The organism is Anabaena sp. EIM26 (genome assembly GCF_057568715.1).
This window is the reverse complement of record NZ_CM172472.1, coordinates 4,332,029-4,348,437: the sequence shown is the minus strand read 5'-3', so window position 1 is coordinate 4,348,437 and position 16,409 is coordinate 4,332,029. Positions and strand designations below refer to the sequence as shown.

Here is a 16,409-nt window from a genome sequence, read left to right as displayed (position 1 = left end):
ATATTTTGCTTAGTATCAACGAAAATATTGCTAGAGAGCAGAATTTACATCAGTCTTTTGATTCATTTGATGGGGTGATGGTGTGGTGTCTTTTGCTTTTACCCCTATCAATAGAGCTAATTCTAGCCACTTCCAGTAACAGTCAACATCTGTAAAACCAATCTTTCGTAACCAAACCAGTTGTGTTTCCACATCTAAAAGTTTATTTGAGGGGTCGTCGTTTTCTATTTCGATACTGAGTGCTTGTAAAAACTTCTCATGTACTGTAGGTGTTGACGAAGCTACGTGTTCTAAGTTACAAAAAATACCACCTGGTTCCAGACGTTGGAAAATTTCTGCATACAAGGAGAGTTTGCGTTCGTGGATGAGATGATGAATAGCAAAACTAGAAACAATTGCATCAAATAAACCTAAATCTGGTAAAGGTTCATTTAGATTATGGCTGATGACTTGTACAGTTTTATCTTCAAAAAACCTCTGTTTCACTGCTTCTAGCATAGTAGGAGAAAAATCAATTGCTATGCTGTTCATCTGGGGACGATCAATTTTAAGCAATGCTAATAAGCGTCCATCTCCAGTTCCTAAGTCAAGTACGCGTTTAATATTCTGAGGAACTTGTGCTAACAAAACAGCTTCCCCTTCAGTGCGGTGGGGTATTTTGTCTGCTTTTCCCAAATAGCGTAAAGCGTGTTCTGATGTTGTCCAAAGATTGATATTATTCATGTTAGTAATTTTGGAAATTTTTCGGCTAACCAAGTAAATACAATAATACCCAAAATATCAGCAGCTAAATCTATAATATCAGCACTGCGATAAGGTACAAAAGATTGTACTATCTCATCAGAGATAGAAACTAATAAGACTATGAATGGTGCAAGTGGTAAAGGAATATTAAATATTTTAAACTTACGTTGATTTAATGCTTGATGACCGAGATAAGCTGCCATTCCTAATAAAAGAAAATGCATAATCGTGTCATAATGGGCAAATATTGCTAGTTCCGTAGGTATGATGCGGAGGTAAGCTGAGATAAAAATAGAAAGTAAAATTCCCAAATAAACCCAAAACGCAAAAACCCAACGTTGATGAGTTGTCATTTGTCTGATTTTGAATGGTGTTTTGCTGAATACAGAGATATCAGCACACATTCCGCAAATTGCAAACTTGGATCTTGGGAATTTTAATCTAGCTGTTAACTAAGCGTGCAAATTGGCTTGTTCTTGTAACCAAGGATCTACGGGTTGTCCATCTTTGCGTTTTAGTTCTATTTCTATGACCATCACTTCTTTAGAACCAGGAGGTGCGGGTTTTTTGTGGAAAATAATCTCGTAGTCTGCTGGGTTGTGTTGACGTTCTTGCAACCATTCTTGTACTTTGGTGATAGCAAAGAATGATTGTCCTTGTTCAAACATTCTGGTAATTTGTAACTGTAATGTGTACGGATTGATGCGACTCATTTTTATTGACTCCTTTGGTATTTTAAATTATTATAGTCTCACGCAGAGGCGCAGAGGCACGGAGAGTAAGATTGAGTTGGGAGTTTTTTATTCTTCTGTATTAAATTCAACTTTATCATAAATATCTGCGAGAGTGATTTGGCAGGGAACAGAGGCTAAATTTAAATTTTCATCTGCATCTACAAATTCTGAAAATATCCATTTGTTATTATCTGTTCTAAAATATTGTTCAACCTGCATTGTGTATTGATCAATTAAAATATATTCTTGTAAAGTAGAAATTGTGCGATAAGCTGCGAATTTTTCATCTCTATCTTTGCTTCTGGTAGATTTGGATAATACTTCTGCAATCATCACAGGATTTACTAAAGTGTCTTTTCTTCCTTCTTCATAAATTAAGGGATTTTTCACAACCATAACATCAGGATAGGTGTGAATTTTTTTGTCAGGTATCCAAAGACGTTGATCTGTAACAAAGACTTGATAAGGTTGTCGTTTGAGAAGATAATTAAGTGTACCACTGAAATTAAGTGCAAGTTGGTTATGATTTGGTGTTCCGCCGGTCATTGGTATAATTAATCCATCAATATATTCATGACGTATTTCTGAGTTTACCTCTAGTTCTAGGTATTCTTCAGGTGAATAGTAGCGTGTTTCTTGTGCAATAGTCATAATTTTAATCCTCTATTAACTTTACCTAAATAAATGATAAGATTGATTATAATTAATTATCTTCGTAAAGACTTTTTAAATGTGCAGGTAAATCTATTTCCTGGCAATTTTCAACAGGAGCAGTAGGAAGACCACTTAATTCAGATAAATCTCTAATTTTTCTAGTTAATACTTCAATCAAAGTTCCATTTTTTGTTAATTCAAATAAATCTTCTTTGTCTAGAACAACTATGATTTTATTTGTTTTAGCATGAAAAATTATTTGGCGCAGCCTACAATCACTTACTTTTCTTTGCCGTGGTTCTCCTGCTTTAGGAAAGCCTGATGCTCCATTTAATGTTACAAAAATTCCCAGACCTGCACCTCTTAAATTATGTTCCATAATGCTACATAATCGAGCAAATTGGTGATCTTCTAAAGGTTTTTGTGTTGCTTTTGCTTCAATTACTATATCTCTCTGATTCCAATCAAGATATAGCGTATCGCAGACTTCTTGCCATTCTAAATCATCGCCACTAACTAGCAAATCATACTGAGGTCCTGCTGACTGAAAACTTTTAATTGATTGAACACCTTCTAGTCCTTTAAAAACTAGCACTACAATCTGTTCTAGCAGCTTACCAGCTTTCTGCGATTCTTGATGTGTCAGAAGATTATTAAGTATATCTAGATATTCAGAAATTCTTGTATCCGCTTTATACCAATAAGAACGCCATTTAATCCCCCTTTCTTTTAAGAGTTTACGTGCCTTAATATACTCTTTAAGAACGTCATCATCTGAAATAGGCATAGATTAATTAAACAAATTCATGTTGTTGCATAAAATGTGCCATGAAATCATAAGATAACTCATTATAATCATGTACAATCTTTTCACAAAGTGGGCAAACCCAGGGTAAATTAGGAAAGCCTTGACCAAACGGAATTGCACCAGCTGGTACATCTGGTTCACAATTATGATATATAAGCAGTTTCATTTCACAGAGTCCATCTTCTTCAAGTATCGTTAAGATAGCAAGAGCATCAGAGTATTCTATACCCAATCGCACAGCAAGTTGATGCGGCATTGCTGTTGTTAATGCCGTCATAAAATGCTTACTCAGTTCAGCCTTCTGATTTTCAGATAAGAAGTCCAAATGACCCTTGTGGATGAAGCTAGTCATAACTTTAGCCTTAGAATCCAAGTTCTTTTAGCAGAAACTCAAGAACAGAGGTACTACCACCATAGCATTTTAGGTGCGGAAAAGAGTCTTGAGTTTTGGAATTTGGTTTAAGTCCAAAATAGCAATGTGTTTTGATGAGACATTTTACTGCAACTTTTTTTAACTTTTCTGTCTCTATTTCAGTTGCAGTTAGTTCCTTACTTAGTTGAAATTCATAAGATTTAGTACCCCACTCTTTGATTAAAGTTAACAAAATCGCATTTTCAGCATTATTGATCTTTTCAGGATCACCGGACAACCCAAGTATATTTAAAACAGAATAAGCTAACTGTTGCGATAGAGCTTGTAATCCCTTAACATCAATCTCCTGAACTCCTGCACTACGAGCATTTATGGCCAGTCCTGATGCTTCTGCTCTAATATGTAAGTGTCGCCATTTGTAGGGAACACAATTGAGATACTTATCCCACATATCATCTAGAACAAGTTTATGAAGATTAGGATGTTTCCAGTTGGTTTGGCAATTATTAGCTAATTCATCAAAAAACCCAGGAATGTGATTCCAGAAAGGGAATTGAGTACGTTTTTCTATATGTTCATCTGTAGTTGAACTATAAGTAAATCCGTCCCAGGATAAAGCTATGTACTTTTGGCCTACCTCAGCAATTACAGACCAGCGAATATAGCGTTTATCTAGTTCACTAGCAGTTCCAGTTCCTCGTTGAATATAATCAAAAATTCTATAAATTCTGATATACCACTTTTTATTTGGTTGACTTGCTTCCTCAATTGGTCCGTACCAACCATCTTTGCCAAATTCAGTTAGCAGCGATTTAGCAGAATTCAGATTCGGAGTAATAGTGCATGAACCTGATTTTAAACTCAACCATGTTCTTGACTGTTTTACATAAGGGAGTAATATTTGTTCTGGAGTAAGCTTACCTTTTTCTAGTGCATCGGCTATGTGTATAGCTACATTATCCTTTTTCAAATTACTAGTCCCTGATAAAATGAGTCGGAGAGTTTCAACAGTAAACTCCGTACTTGACAGAAATTTCTCACAAAAGTCTTTACCAGGGGTATACCCATTATCAACAAAAGCATTAATATTCATAAAATATTGGTTAGGATATAGCGTTGATGCACTGGAAATGGGGTTAAAAAAATAGCATAGCAAAAGATAGGGCAGGCAAGATGCCTACCCCACAAGATGTTAACTTAGAGATGTTTCCAACTCGGTTTTTGCTGTTTCTAAAGCTTCTGGTAATTTGGTTGCGTCACGTCCCCCAGCTTGGGCTAAATTGGGTTTTCCACCACCACCACCACCACAGATTTTTGCTATAGTTCCGACAAATTTCCCAGCTTGTACACCTTTTTTATTCACTTCGGGACTGAAAGCTGCAACTATACTCACTTTCCCGGCTTCGGGAACTGAACCTAAAACCACCGCACCGTTACCGATTTTTTGCAATAATCTTTCCGCAGCAGCTTTTAATGATTCTGCGTCCACGTCTTCCATTTGGGCAATAATTATCTTATGTTCACCTACTGTTTCCGCAGTCTGTAATAAGCTGTCAGACTTGACTATGGCTATCTGTGCTTTCAGGCTTTCGATTTGTTTTTCGCTGTTGCGGAGTTCGGTTTGCAGAGTTGTGATTCTGTCTGGTATCTCTTCTGGTTTGACTTTAAAGCGATCGCACAAATCTTTCGTTACTGTATCACGCACATTCAAATAATCCAATATCGCCGCACCAGAAACCGCTTCTATTCTTCTCACTCCAGAAGCTACTCCCGCTTCTGAAATAATCTTGAAAACGCCAATTTCCGCAGTATTGCTAACGTGAGTTCCCCCGCACAGTTCCATTGACACACCAGGGAAATCAATCACACGCACATCATCACCGTACTTTTCCCCAAACATCGCTACTGCACCTTTAGCTTTTGCTTCCGCTATAGGCAGTACTTCTATTTTAGCAGCATGAGCTTCTGAAATCCAAGTATTTACTAATTCTTCAATTTGTTGAACTTCTTCAGCAGTTAAAGCGCGAGGACAGTTAAAATCAAACCGCAATCTATCAAAAGAAACCAAAGAACCAGCTTGAGAAATTCCCTCATCAACAACTTTCTTTAACGCAGCTTGTAATAAATGAGTTGCTGTATGATTAGCTTGAGCGCGACGACGACAAGCGGTGTCAATTTGGGCGGTTATATTGTCACCAATTCTAATTGTACCTCTTTCAATACGTCCGAAATGAATAAAGAAATCAGATTCTTTTTTTACATCTTCTATTCTGATTAAAACACCGTCACCGGAAATATATCCCTTATCTCCGATTTGTCCACCTGATTCAGCGTAAAAAGGAGTTTTGTCTAAAACAATTTGTACTTCTGTTCCTGCTTCTGCTGCTTCCTCAGAAACACCTGAAACTAACAAAACTTCGATTTTTGCTGTTGTCGCTGTTGCGGTATAACCGATAAAATCTGTTGAATGGATATGTTCTGCAAGTTTATCTAAAGAACCTTGAACAGTTAAATCAATAGTTTCATGTGCAGCTTTTGCGCGTTCTACCTGTTTTTGCATTTCTACGTTGAAACCTTCAACGTCAACAGTGAGATTATTTTCTTCTGCGACTTCTTGGGTTAATTCTAATGGGAAACCGTAGGTATCATATAAGGTAAAAGCACTTTCACCATTAATAGAAGTTTTTCCTTGCTGTTTCACGGTTGCGATAATTTCAGCTAACAGCTTTTCTCCTCTATCTAGCGTTTTGAGGAAATTCACTTCTTCTCTTTGCAATTCGGCTTTAATAGCAGCTTCTCTTTTTCGCAAATTTGGGTAAACTGATTCAGAAAGAGAAATTGCTGTTTCTGCAACTTGGTTAATAAATTCTCCAGAAATTCCAATTAATCTCCCATGTCTAACAACGCGACGAATTAAACGCCGTAAAACGTAACCTCTACCAACATTAGAAGCGCGAATTTCATCAGCAATCATGTGAACAACAGAACGGACATGATCACCAATTACTTTTAAAGAAACTTTGATATTTTCATCACTTTCGTAATAATCAATTTTGGCAATTTTCGCCGCAGTTTCAAGAATTGGGAAAATCAAATCTGTTTCATAATTATTTGGCACTTTTTGGAGGATTTGTGCCATTCTTTCCAAACCCATTCCCGTGTCAATATTCTGATTTTGCAACGGGGTTAAATTCCCAGAAACATCCCGATTATATTGCATGAATACCAAGTTATAAAACTCGATAAATCGGGTATCATCTTCTAAATCAATATTATCATCACCTAATTCTGGGTGAAAATCGTAATAAATTTCCGAACAAGGTCCACAAGGGCCTGTAGGGCCAGATACCCAAAAGTTATCATCTGCACCCATGCGTTTGATGCGTTTTTCGGTGACACCAATATTATCGCGCCAGATGTTAAATGCTTCGTCATCTTCCTCAAACACGCTGACAACGAGATTTTGAGGAGAAATCCCAAAAACTTGAGTTGATATTTCCCAACCCCATGCGATCGCTTGCGCTTTAAAATAATCACCAAAGCTAAAATTACCCAACATCTCAAAAAATGTATGATGGCGCTTAGTCCGTCCCACATTTTCGATATCATTGGTGCGGATACATTTCTGAGAAGTCGTAGCGCGTTTAAATTCCGGTGTCCGCTGTCCCAGGAATATCGGTTTAAATGGTAACATTCCCGCAATAGTCAGCAGCACAGTAGGATCTTCTGGAACCAGGGAAGCACTCGGAAGCGGTTGGTGTCCCCGTTGGGTGTAGAAGTCAAGGAATAAAGCGCGAATATCGTTACCGCTAAGATACTGGGGAGTTGAAGACATGAGTGTTTAAGAAATCAAATTTAATTAATTTGGTAAAATCTGCACAAAGCATCATTACTATTTATAACTTATGACAGGAAATATTAAATATAGTCAGCTTTCAGTATCTTTCATCAGAGTTTTTTATTACTGATGAGTATCAAATTACATATACCTTAATAATATTTCCGTTGAAAAATGCCGAAAAAATTAGAGAATTAAAAAGTTTACTCAAAAAAGCCGGTTTTGTTTATCGTTCAGCAAAAGGAAGTCATACCCGTTGGTATCATCCTTTATTACCAGAAGATCCTATTACCATATCTGGTAAAGATGGAGATGATGCTAAACTCTATATAGAAAAAGAAATTAACGAAAAGTTAGCTAAATTAAAATCAATTCAAGAGGAGGAGTCAGAAGAATGAATTTACCTTATACTATCATTATTCAATGGAGTAGTGAAGATAAATGTTATTTAGTTCATTTACCTGAATTTCCTACTCAAAAATATCATACTCATGGTGATACTTATGAAGAAGCTGTTAAAAATGCTCAGGAAGTAATAGAAATGCTAATTTCTGAATATCAAGAAGATGGCAAACCTTTACCCTTAGCTAAATCTTTAGAACAATTGATTAATGTGGCTTAATTAATTTATGCAAGTAAAACTTTTAGATCAACTTTCTGCTTCTGATGCTGCTCTCATTTTAGAACGATTACCGGAAAAAATTAGAACAGCTTTAATTAACCATGTTGCGGAAATTGAATATCCTGTTGAAGCTGTGATTGAAATGGCTATAGCTAGTTTCCTGGATACAGAAGCATTAGGTTTTGCAGACTGTAAACCAGTAAGAGGAAAATATTAAACAATACATCTAATCTATCTCAGGTTCAACACCAAGCGCACGTAATTGAGCAATTAATCTTTCTGTTTTTTGTCTTTCTTGATCTGCGCGTTTTTTTTCTAATTCTGTGGGAGTTAGTACCCAATTTCCATTTTTATCATACCAACGCAACCAAGGCATATTTACATTTTTGTAACTACCTTGCCAAACTCCTAAACCCAATTCTATACTGGGTATCCAGAACCGGGAATTTGATAAAGTTGCTTCAGTATAGCGATCGCCATTTAATTGAAACATTCTAAATTCAGATTTATAACGATCAAAAATTGCGTAATAAGGTACTCTTAAAATCTGCTCATAAATTTCCCATTTACCCGGTGGTTTTTCCACATCTCGCAATGTTTGACCTAAATCTTCTTTTTCTGTTCCTGGTGATAATAATTCTACCACAATATAAGGATTAACTCCTTCTTGCCAAACTACATAACTTAATCTTAAATCCTGCTGATCACCATACAAATAAGGTACACCCAAAACCGCAAACCAATCAGGACGTTTATACCACAATGGATGACGAGAATCATAATACAGATTCATGTCACTGGCTGTAAATATTTCCTCAATCTTATAATTAGCAGGAGTAAATGTTTCTGATAATAATTGTGGTTGCAATAAATGAAATTGATCTGGCAAACCTTTCTCCTCTGGATCTTCACTGGGTAGATCATACATTGTGGGTAATGTTTCTTTCGGGGAAAGTGGCGGATCTGTTTGATACATTTTTCACTATCCTCAAGCTATAATTTATATTTCTATTATGTCGCACTTTCACGAATCACCTTTTTACACTCCTCAACATCAACCCCCTTTCTCATTGCTTTTACCAAAGCTTGATAACCTTCCCAATTTTCTTGAATCAGATTTTTAGCTTGCAGCAAATGAAAACGCTGTTTTTGTTCAAAAACTGTATCCGCAAAACCCAAAGCTTGCAAAAACTGGTTTAACTTGGCTTTATCATCATCACCACCCTCAGCAGAGTTGAAGACCAGATTTTCTGCGGCAATTCCTGCCATCCAAATATTACAATATCTGTCGCACATCGAGATAGTAATTTTCCCTTTTTCCAATTGTTTGGCAATTTCGCTATCTTCCAAAATCACCCCACCTTGTCCTGGTTGTCCTATTTTCCAAGCTTCCCACGCGCTGAGAGTGTAGCCTGTGACAGAAATCCCCAACAGGTGAGCGACGAGAAAATGACCTGCTTCATGATGTATAATTCGTTCTCTATACTCTGGAGAAAATCGCGCTAACCAATCTAATACTACTGTCCCCCCCTTCCCCTGAAAGCTGAAATTGTCCAAAGTCGCAATACCCAAAAACGCCACAGTAACTAAAGCCGGTATTGTCGGTGACAGGTGTACTAAGGGGCCTAACAGAGTTGAGAGGGTGATGAAAAAGACAGATATCGCAATTAGATTGATCGCAGTTTGACTCATGGAATTTATTTAAAGTACGGTTTAATTTTTTTATTATGAAGCGTTTATTGACAGCAAATGTTAATATTACCTCTATTATAAAGCTTATGCACACTTCATATATGTTTTTCCCAAAACCCTTGTAGAGAAGTTACATGGAACATCTCTACATTATTTATCCCCAGATGTTTCATGCACAGAAACTAATTAATTATACTTTTTATTGAAAAAATATAAATACCACAAATCACTGTATTTGCTGAAGTTTTTTATTTGCTAATGTCAATAATCGCTGTGATTCTGTGTAAGAAGTTGTCCCTGTTTGAATAGTATTTAAACGAGTTATTATTCCCTGGATTTCGGCTTTCATGACATTTTTATCAGTTGGTGGAGAAGCAATCAACCTTTGAATTTCGCTATTAGCTTGATTCAGAATTTCTTTTGACTCGCTTTCAGATTGAAGACGACTTTTAATAATTCCCAAGTTAGTTTGATACTGTGCTAATAATTTTTGTGCTTCTACATAGTTTGGTTCTTGTACTCGAATATTCTCTAATAGGTTAATTGCTTTTTCCCATAAATTACCAATTTGTTGCCACTCAAGCGCAGAATGGGGAGGATTTTGGGACGCTTTGGCAGCTGCTAATGCAAATTGCTTTGCACCTTCAATATATGTCCCGCTACTGGTATCACTCACCGTTTTTTGTTTAACTTGATATGCGGCAATTAATTTTTGTGCATCTAAATAACGGGGATTATCATTGGGAACTTGTTCGAGTCGGTTAATTGCTTGTAACCATAATTCTGATGCAGTTTGAGATTTTGTTGGTTGTATTTTTTGCGCTTCTAAATCAAATTCTTGGGCAGCAGCAATAAAATTACCAACCCGCGCATTTTGAAAATCGCGTTTGTAGGCTATAAGTTGAGTCTGTGCCGTTTTACCTGCTAGAGTTTGTCGAGAAATTTCCTCTAATTGATCTATAGCTGTTTGCCAAGATGCGATCGCTTTCTCTCTATCTTTTGTAGTTGTAGCTTGTTCATATTGCTGTTTTGCATCTGATAAAGCTGTTCTTGCATCATTCAAAGGAATCAAAGCATTTTTATCTTGAAAAACTACAGCATCTAATCGCGCTACCCGTTGTCGTGCTTGTTCAAATTCATCTAAAGTAAACCGCCAACTACAACTGAACAGGCTACAATAACGTTGAGGATAATAACCCAAAAACCATACTGGCAAATTCTCCAAGTGTTTTTTTGCAGCTTTGACTTTTTCCCCACCCAGTTCAATATCCGCACTGCTAGTAGCTTTACTAATTAACTGATCTGCTTGTTCCAGAGAATCAATAGCACCTCGATAGTGATGATCCATACTCATAAAGCTAGGTAACAGCAGCAAGGGTGCTACCTGTGCCACAGGTTTGCGAATCATGGGGTATGGCAAGTTCACAACCCATAACACCCCAGCAGTACCTGCGATGAGAACAGCCACAAATTTGATTTTACCCAACATAGTCATACCTAATCTTCACTAAATCTATTATTCCCATGTACGGCTTAAAATTATACATATAGGGGAATTCAGTGAGATTGTAAGAGGTTGTTTGAAAAGTCTCAATCCATACTAACCCTGGCGACTAGAAGTCGCACGCCACTTGCTACAAGTCGGGGAAACCGCCCAAAGCAGTGGCTTGGCTACACAGACAAAACCCACCTCCGTGGGTTTGAAACAACTGTTTTTTGGTTAGTCCACGCAGGTGGACTTCGTTTGTGTAGTAGCGAATTATATTCGCCCAAAACTTTTCAAACATCCTCTAAGGTGCGTCAAACCAATAAATTGGTTAATATCAAAAAATTTTCGACTCTGACGCACCCTACAAAGCCATGCCAGTTGCGTATGTCCTGTTGTTGACAACAAGTGGGAAAAACAGTTGCTACTATAAATAAGGTGATGCAATAAATCAGATAATATCTAAAATGTCAACAGCTTTAATTACCGGTGCATCTGGGGGAATTGGCAAGGCTTTTGCTGAAGAATTAGCCGCACGCAAAACAAATCTTGTTCTTGTTGCCCGTTCTGTCGAAAAATTAACCCAAATAGCCACAGAATTGCGAAAAAAACACCAAATAAAAGTAGAAATCATTCCTAAAGATTTAACAGAACAGAATGCAACTAATGATGTATTTGATGCCATAAAGAATCAAGAATTAACAATTGATTTGTTAATCAATAATGCTGGTTTTGGCGATTATGGCGATTTTGCCGAACGGGAAGGAGAACGGCAATTAAATATGATTCAATTGAATATTATGGCATTGGTCGATTTAACTCACAAATTTCTACCTTTAATGCGGCAAAGACGTTCTGGTAGCATAATTAATGTTTCCTCAATTGCCGGATTTCAACCAATGCCTTATCTTTCTGTTTATGCGGCAACTAAGGCTTTTGTTCTCAGTTTTAGTGAAGCATTGTGGGCAGAAAATCGTGATTATGGTGTCCGCGTCTTGGTAGTTTGTCCAGGGCCAACAGAAACAGACTTTTTCACAGAAGCTCGTTTTCCTTCCAAGTTGGCAGGTTCAAATAATAAAATAGCGACTCCTGAAGCAGTTGTGCGTGATGCTTTGCAAGCTTTAGAAAAAGGTGATTCGACTGTGGTTAGCGGTGGTTTGGCAAATCAATTAATCGTCAATATGCACAGATTTTTACCAAGAGAATCTCTGGTAAGTGCGATCGCAAAACAGTTTAAAAATAATGGTTAGTTGGTGATTGGTGATTGGTGATTGGATGCAGAAATATATTACTTCCCTTGCTTCCTCATCTTCTTCTGTTCCCTATTCCCTATTCCCTATTCCCTATTCCCCATTCCTACATATACCTAGTCAATTGCATACGGTAACGGTCTTTTTTAGTAACGGCGATTTCGCCAACTTCTAAACGTCCTTTACCGCGAATGGCAATTAAATCGCCTGATTTAAGTTGAAAACTGGCTTGGGTGACTTCTTTCCAATTGACACGAACATCATTAGAGTCAATTAAATCGACCATTTTGCTGCGGGACATTCCAAAACCGGCGGATGCGATCGCATCTAAACGTAAAGAAGCCTCCACAGTGGTTAATTCTTTTTTCTTAGGTTCGCGGATTTTTAACTCGTTGATATCAATTCGCTGGGTTTTCACAGGGACTGAACGCACCTGCTGGAGACTCATCTCCAAAAATTCTGTCAATTCGGGGACGACTATTACCTGAGATCCTCTTTCTCCTAAGACGATAATATCTCCCGTTTTTTCGCGGACAATTCCTGTCCCCAGCATCGCACCTAGAAAGTCTCGGTGATTGGCTGTATCAAATAGGAAATTACCCGCAATTTCTAAAGCTGCGATCGCAACTTGAGATTGATCTAAAGGTAGCTCAGAACGTGCGATCGCAATTCTTTGACGTTCAGCTTGGGGATATCCACCCCACGCCACTAAATGCACCTCTGTTAATCGGCTAAATACCCGTTGAATTTCTGCCAACTCTGGCGGAGACAAAAAATCAGTATAAACTACTTCCCAGGTCTTAATAGCTTGCTCTGCCTGGTCAATCACACGAGCTATACTATCCCGGTTTTCAACACTTTTTAAAAGTTCTTCTCTAGGTAACATGGGTATTGAGGAAGAGGGAAAAAAAATTCATTACTCAGCACTCGGTACTCGGTACTCAGTACTGACTAATTAGTTTGTTTCTGCATAACCTTGGAGATTTTCTGGCTCAAACTGGCGTAATATGCGAGTAGCTTGGCGAGTCAAAGTTTCTGAACCCTGAACTACAATTATGTATTTGCCAGCATTTAAGCGGTTGCGGTAGGGTAAAGCATCTCCACCACCTGCAACTAAACCAACTCCACCGCCAACAAACACGCTACCCATCCCACCAGCACCAGCACCCAATAAACCACCAACGACATGATTACCAATTTCTCCAGCCCAAGCAAAGGTATCTAACCCAGTAATTAAACTGAAGGTAAAACCAGCAAAAAAGCCAAATGGTACTAACCAGAATGACATTAGTTTTGCTTGTTTTAGCGCTTGCTCTTTGGGATCAATTAATCCAAACTCGTCGGCGGTTTTGTATCCTCTACCGAGGATAGTACTATTTATCCCTTCTCTTTCTAAGCCTAAGTAAGCAGATTCAGCTTGGATGCGGTCTGCTAATACGGCAACAAGGTAATTCATTGATTTTAAAATGGTTATTTGACTGAGGTTTGCCTTAATTAACAGCGTATCAGCACCAATGTTATTTTAGCGAATCTAGTGGCGCACAAAAATTATTTACGCCTTGCTGAATAATATATATCAAAACTGGGGTTGCCAAAATTTTCGGAAATGAAGGGATTGTTTTTAAATGTGCCATCATTTCTACAATTGAGCCATTCAATAAGTCATTTCGATATTCTTGTTCACAAATGACTGCACGCCATTTTTTTGCTAAAGCTTCTAACCACTCGGCATTTGTTTGTTCTGGTTCTTGTCCAGCCCGAATTGCTAGGCTCATGGCTGCATCTTCTAAGTCCCCTTCACAGTCCTCAATTAAGTCTAGCGCTTCCATAGCCTGGGGATCATCTGCCAATTGAGAGCGAAACTGGGCGATTTCTTTTGATGTTACTTTAGTCATGGGAAGAAGAAGGAGTTCAGGAGTCAGGAGGCAGGAGTCAGCCCTTCGGCTTCGCTCAGGGCAAGGAGGCAGGAGGCAGGAGGAAACTTTCCCCTATTTTCCATCTCCCTTATCTTCCCATTTTCGCATTTTTCCTGTCCCCGTAACAAATATAACCTTTTTAACTAAAAAGCCTCATTTTGCAGTTTATTTACTGTCAATGAGGCTTTTTGTTGCTTGTTATTGAACAGGTAACGGTAGATGGAGACTTTAACAGGAATTTTACCAATTACCCATTACCCATTACCCATTACCAATTACCAATCACCCATTACCAGCCTACACTAGATGACTAGCAACTTGAGTTACTGATTAAAAGCTCTGGAGGTGACAAAGCGTTGTAGCTCAGTCAGAGCGCGGTTGTAGTCCAAAATTGCTCGAATACGATTACCTTCGGATCTGGTGAGGTCATTTTCTGAGTTAATGACATCAGTTTGAGTTCCTACACCTGCTTGGAATCGCAAACGGGCTAACCTTAGAGCCTCTTTAGCTTGTTCTAGAGCCACATTAGCAGTTTGTACATTCTCTAGATTAGATCGCTGGGTAGAATAGGCTTGTTCTACTTGAAAGCGAATTTGATTGCGTTGTTCAGAAAATTGAGTTTCTGCGATCGCAATGTTAGATTTTGCCTGAGACGCTCTAGCTTTTGCTGCTCCCCCATCGTATAAATTTAGGGTTGCTTGCACGCCCACTGAATAACCATCGCTAACGCTGGTACTATCATTGAACACATCGAGCAGATCATAGCTGGCAACTAAACTAACCTGTGGTCCCAAAGCAGCTAAAGCTTGTTTTCTTTGTTGCTCGCTAATTTGACGCTGTGCCAACTGTTGTTGTAGTTCGGGACGGTTTTGATAAGCCAGAACAATACTCTTTTCCAGAGTTTCGTTCCACAAACCAGCCAATTGCACAGGATCAGCCGCGCTGATATTTACTGACTGGGAAATATTTAAACGAGTGGCTAATCGACGACGGGCAATTTGTTGCTGGGAAACAGAATTTGTCAGGTCTTGTTGGGCATTAGCTAAATTTACCTGCGATCGCAACACATCGAACCGAGTTCCCACACCAGCACGCTCTAGAGCATTCGCATCTCGCAAACTAGCCTCAGCATTCTGCACAGCCGACTGAGAAATACGTACTTGTTCATCTGCTTGTTGCAAATCATAGTATTCTCTAGCCACATTCAAGCGAATGTCCTCAATTTGCCTTTCCACATCCAATTCCTGAATGCGTACCTGTTCCTCAGCCTCTCTAATCGCCGCATTCCGTCTGCCAGAGGTATAAAGGTCATATCTCAGTTGTGCTTGACCACTGAAACTAGTATCAGCGCTGGCATCTGGGGCATTGGGATTCAACTTTTGTTGTTGAGTAGCTGCCAGTGTACTAGAAGCACTACGACTATTAGTGACACTGCCACTCAATCCCACGGTTGGTAACAAAGCGGCTTGTTGCTCCCTGACAGAGCCTTTACTGCGTTCCAACTGCAATATTGACACCTGCAAGTCATTATTATTGCGCTTTGCCAGTTCTAGAGCCTGTGACAAACTAATTGGCTGATTTGTCTGGAGCCTCACTTCCTCTGGTTCAGTTGGAAACAACAGAGGATTATGACTAGGATTGAGTTGCTCAGGAGTCTCAACAGAGCCTGTTGGTACAGGGGTGACAGTTTCTGTATTTTGATTAGGTGGCTCTGAAGTATTAGGCGTTCCCGATTCAGTGGGAACAGTCACTTGGGCTACCCGATTAATATTGGCCTTTTTTTGTGAACAGGCACTTAAGGCTAGGAGCAAAGCTGCTTGGCTTTTCTGCCCTGCCTGTAAACATTTATTTTTTGCTGGTAGCTGTGCTACCTTGCCACCAGTAGCCGTAACCGGTAAAACTGTTTTTGATATTTTTTCTACTGGTACTTTGGCATTGTTAACAACAGCCATTTCTGGAACACTATGGTTAACCAAAGGTTTGCCACCCAGGTTCCTGAAATCAATGGCAGGTACTAAAACTGGAGAACTGTCAACCGCAGTATTAGGCAGTTGCCTATTGATGTTGTCTGCGATCGAAGTTTTCACATCATTTGCAGTCAACACACTAGGAGAAGACACCAGCTTTACCTCACCTACTTTTACGGTACCAGCCCAAGCCGACTGAGTTGTTAATACCGCTGCTGTTACACCAGGTAAGAAACTATAAAATAATTGCTGTCCTTTCACCGCATCTCCTCACACGAAAATCTATACTAGCGGCAGAAAACTTGTCTCCACACAGAATATAGCA

Annotated in this window: 19 protein-coding genes; 4 read left to right on the top strand and 15 right to left on the bottom strand. The window is 38.7% G+C overall.

The annotated features are described in order from the left end of the window. Window positions 1-30: 30 nt before the first annotated feature. The 8 genes from AC012T_RS18795 to alaS form a co-directional block, all read right to left on the bottom strand. Window positions 31-723, bottom strand: coding sequence for a class I SAM-dependent methyltransferase (locus AC012T_RS18795; RefSeq protein WP_487060256.1), 693 nt, complete (start codon window positions 721-723; stop codon window positions 31-33). Then, entirely contained in the window at window positions 720-1,097 is a 378-nt protein-coding gene (locus AC012T_RS18790) for a VanZ family protein (RefSeq protein WP_487060255.1), read from the bottom strand. Before AC012T_RS18790 ends, AC012T_RS18795 begins: the two co-directional genes overlap by 4 nt. Window positions 1,098-1,196: 99 nt before the next feature. After that, window positions 1,197-1,457 carry a hypothetical protein gene (locus AC012T_RS18785; RefSeq protein WP_015215350.1) on the bottom strand — a complete coding sequence of 87 codons (261 nt, stop codon included), beginning with the start codon at window positions 1,455-1,457 and terminating at the stop codon, window positions 1,197-1,199. An 87-nt stretch (window positions 1,458-1,544) separates the two neighbouring features. Beyond that, entirely contained in the window at window positions 1,545-2,129 is a 585-nt protein-coding gene (locus AC012T_RS18780) for a Uma2 family endonuclease (protein WP_487060254.1), read from the bottom strand. A 52-nt stretch (window positions 2,130-2,181) separates the two neighbouring features. Next, a complete protein-coding gene (locus AC012T_RS18775) occupies window positions 2,182-2,919 on the bottom strand; it encodes a hypothetical protein (protein WP_487060253.1) in 738 nt (245 codons plus the stop codon). A gap of 7 nt (window positions 2,920-2,926) precedes the next feature. Continuing rightward, the gene (locus AC012T_RS18770) at window positions 2,927-3,292 is read right to left on the bottom strand and encodes a hypothetical protein (RefSeq protein ID WP_487060252.1); all 366 of its coding nucleotides are present in this window, start codon (window positions 3,290-3,292) and stop codon (window positions 2,927-2,929) included. Between the two features lie 10 nt (window positions 3,293-3,302). Then, complete coding sequence (locus AC012T_RS18765) at window positions 3,303-4,406, bottom strand: hypothetical protein (RefSeq protein WP_487060251.1); 1,104 nt, start codon at window positions 4,404-4,406, stop codon at window positions 3,303-3,305. Window positions 4,407-4,505: 99 nt separating this feature from the next. Further along, the gene (alaS, locus tag AC012T_RS18760; RefSeq protein WP_487060250.1) at window positions 4,506-7,148 is read right to left on the bottom strand and encodes an alanine--tRNA ligase; all 2,643 of its coding nucleotides are present in this window, start codon (window positions 7,146-7,148) and stop codon (window positions 4,506-4,508) included. A 170-nt stretch (window positions 7,149-7,318) separates the two neighbouring features. Between alaS and AC012T_RS18755 the strand changes: the two genes are divergently transcribed. From AC012T_RS18755 to AC012T_RS18745, 3 genes are read left to right on the top strand one after another with little or no spacing between them, the layout of a single operon-like run. Next, window positions 7,319-7,549 (top strand): type II toxin-antitoxin system HicA family toxin, encoded by a 231-nt coding sequence (locus AC012T_RS18755; RefSeq protein ID WP_487060249.1) that lies wholly within the window; start codon window positions 7,319-7,321, stop codon window positions 7,547-7,549. Next, window positions 7,546-7,773 (top strand): type II toxin-antitoxin system HicB family antitoxin, encoded by a 228-nt coding sequence (locus AC012T_RS18750; RefSeq protein ID WP_487060248.1) that lies wholly within the window; start codon window positions 7,546-7,548, stop codon window positions 7,771-7,773. Before AC012T_RS18755 ends, AC012T_RS18750 begins: the two co-directional genes overlap by 4 nt. Before the next feature lie 7 nt (window positions 7,774-7,780). Beyond that, window positions 7,781-7,990 carry a hypothetical protein gene (locus tag AC012T_RS18745; protein WP_487060247.1) on the top strand — a complete coding sequence of 70 codons (210 nt, stop codon included), beginning with the start codon at window positions 7,781-7,783 and terminating at the stop codon, window positions 7,988-7,990. Between the two features lie 9 nt (window positions 7,991-7,999). Here the strand turns inward: AC012T_RS18745 and AC012T_RS18740 are convergent, their stop codons facing one another. From AC012T_RS18740 to AC012T_RS18730, 3 genes are all read right to left on the bottom strand, one after another. Continuing rightward, the gene (locus AC012T_RS18740) at window positions 8,000-8,749 is read right to left on the bottom strand and encodes a Uma2 family endonuclease (RefSeq protein WP_487060246.1); all 750 of its coding nucleotides are present in this window, start codon (window positions 8,747-8,749) and stop codon (window positions 8,000-8,002) included. A 35-nt stretch (window positions 8,750-8,784) separates the two neighbouring features. Beyond that, a complete protein-coding gene (locus AC012T_RS18735) occupies window positions 8,785-9,465 on the bottom strand; it encodes an ATP-dependent Zn protease (protein ID WP_487060244.1) in 681 nt (226 codons plus the stop codon). A 226-nt stretch (window positions 9,466-9,691) separates the two neighbouring features. After that, window positions 9,692-10,954 (bottom strand): hypothetical protein, encoded by a 1,263-nt coding sequence (locus tag AC012T_RS18730; protein ID WP_487060243.1) that lies wholly within the window; start codon window positions 10,952-10,954, stop codon window positions 9,692-9,694. Between the two features lie 464 nt (window positions 10,955-11,418). Between AC012T_RS18730 and AC012T_RS18725 the strand changes: the two genes are divergently transcribed. After that, entirely contained in the window at window positions 11,419-12,201 is a 783-nt protein-coding gene (locus AC012T_RS18725) for an SDR family NAD(P)-dependent oxidoreductase (protein WP_487060241.1), read from the top strand. 106 nt (window positions 12,202-12,307) lie between these two features. Here the strand turns inward: AC012T_RS18725 and AC012T_RS18720 are convergent, their stop codons facing one another. From AC012T_RS18720 to AC012T_RS18705, 4 genes are all read right to left on the bottom strand, one after another. Then, window positions 12,308-13,087: a photosystem II electron transport protein, Sll1252 family gene (locus AC012T_RS18720; RefSeq protein WP_487060240.1), complete on the bottom strand. Its 780-nt coding sequence runs from the start codon at window positions 13,085-13,087 to the stop codon at window positions 12,308-12,310. 69 nt (window positions 13,088-13,156) lie between these two features. Then, entirely contained in the window at window positions 13,157-13,657 is a 501-nt protein-coding gene (locus AC012T_RS18715; protein WP_015215366.1) for a hypothetical protein, read from the bottom strand. Window positions 13,658-13,718: 61 nt separating this feature from the next. Continuing rightward, a complete protein-coding gene (locus AC012T_RS18710) occupies window positions 13,719-14,096 on the bottom strand; it encodes a hypothetical protein (protein ID WP_438891523.1) in 378 nt (125 codons plus the stop codon). Window positions 14,097-14,440: 344 nt separating this feature from the next. Further along, window positions 14,441-16,345 carry a TolC family protein gene (locus AC012T_RS18705; protein WP_487060239.1) on the bottom strand — a complete coding sequence of 635 codons (1,905 nt, stop codon included), beginning with the start codon at window positions 16,343-16,345 and terminating at the stop codon, window positions 14,441-14,443. Between the last annotated feature and the right edge of the window lie 64 nt (window positions 16,346-16,409).

Bases quoted from the DNA above. Each gene is read 5' to 3' on its own strand.
- AC012T_RS18795 (WP_487060256.1), bottom strand. From the start codon at position 723: ATGAATAATATCAATCTTTGGACAACATCAGAACACGCTTTACGCTAT.
- AC012T_RS18790 (WP_487060255.1), bottom strand. From the start codon at position 1,097: ATGACAACTCATCAACGTTGGGTTTTTGCGTTTTGGGTTTATTTGGGA.
- AC012T_RS18785 (WP_015215350.1), bottom strand. From the start codon at position 1,457: ATGAGTCGCATCAATCCGTACACATTACAGTTACAAATTACCAGAATG.
- AC012T_RS18780 (WP_487060254.1), bottom strand. From the start codon at position 2,129: ATGACTATTGCACAAGAAACACGCTACTATTCACCTGAAGAATACCTA.
- AC012T_RS18775 (WP_487060253.1), bottom strand. From the start codon at position 2,919: ATGCCTATTTCAGATGATGACGTTCTTAAAGAGTATATTAAGGCACGT.
- AC012T_RS18770 (WP_487060252.1), bottom strand. From the start codon at position 3,292: ATGACTAGCTTCATCCACAAGGGTCATTTGGACTTCTTATCTGAAAAT.
- AC012T_RS18765 (WP_487060251.1), bottom strand. From the start codon at position 4,406: ATGAATATTAATGCTTTTGTTGATAATGGGTATACCCCTGGTAAAGAC.
- alaS (WP_487060250.1), bottom strand. From the start codon at position 7,148: ATGTCTTCAACTCCCCAGTATCTTAGCGGTAACGATATTCGCGCTTTA.
- AC012T_RS18750 (WP_487060248.1), top strand. From the start codon at position 7,546: ATGAATTTACCTTATACTATCATTATTCAATGGAGTAGTGAAGATAAA.
- AC012T_RS18745 (WP_487060247.1), top strand. From the start codon at position 7,781: ATGCAAGTAAAACTTTTAGATCAACTTTCTGCTTCTGATGCTGCTCTC.
- AC012T_RS18740 (WP_487060246.1), bottom strand. From the start codon at position 8,749: ATGTATCAAACAGATCCGCCACTTTCCCCGAAAGAAACATTACCCACA.
- AC012T_RS18735 (WP_487060244.1), bottom strand. From the start codon at position 9,465: ATGAGTCAAACTGCGATCAATCTAATTGCGATATCTGTCTTTTTCATC.
- AC012T_RS18730 (WP_487060243.1), bottom strand. From the start codon at position 10,954: ATGTTGGGTAAAATCAAATTTGTGGCTGTTCTCATCGCAGGTACTGCT.
- AC012T_RS18725 (WP_487060241.1), top strand. From the start codon at position 11,419: ATGTCAACAGCTTTAATTACCGGTGCATCTGGGGGAATTGGCAAGGCT.
- AC012T_RS18720 (WP_487060240.1), bottom strand. From the start codon at position 13,087: ATGTTACCTAGAGAAGAACTTTTAAAAAGTGTTGAAAACCGGGATAGT.
- AC012T_RS18715 (WP_015215366.1), bottom strand. From the start codon at position 13,657: ATGAATTACCTTGTTGCCGTATTAGCAGACCGCATCCAAGCTGAATCT.
- AC012T_RS18710 (WP_438891523.1), bottom strand. From the start codon at position 14,096: ATGACTAAAGTAACATCAAAAGAAATCGCCCAGTTTCGCTCTCAATTG.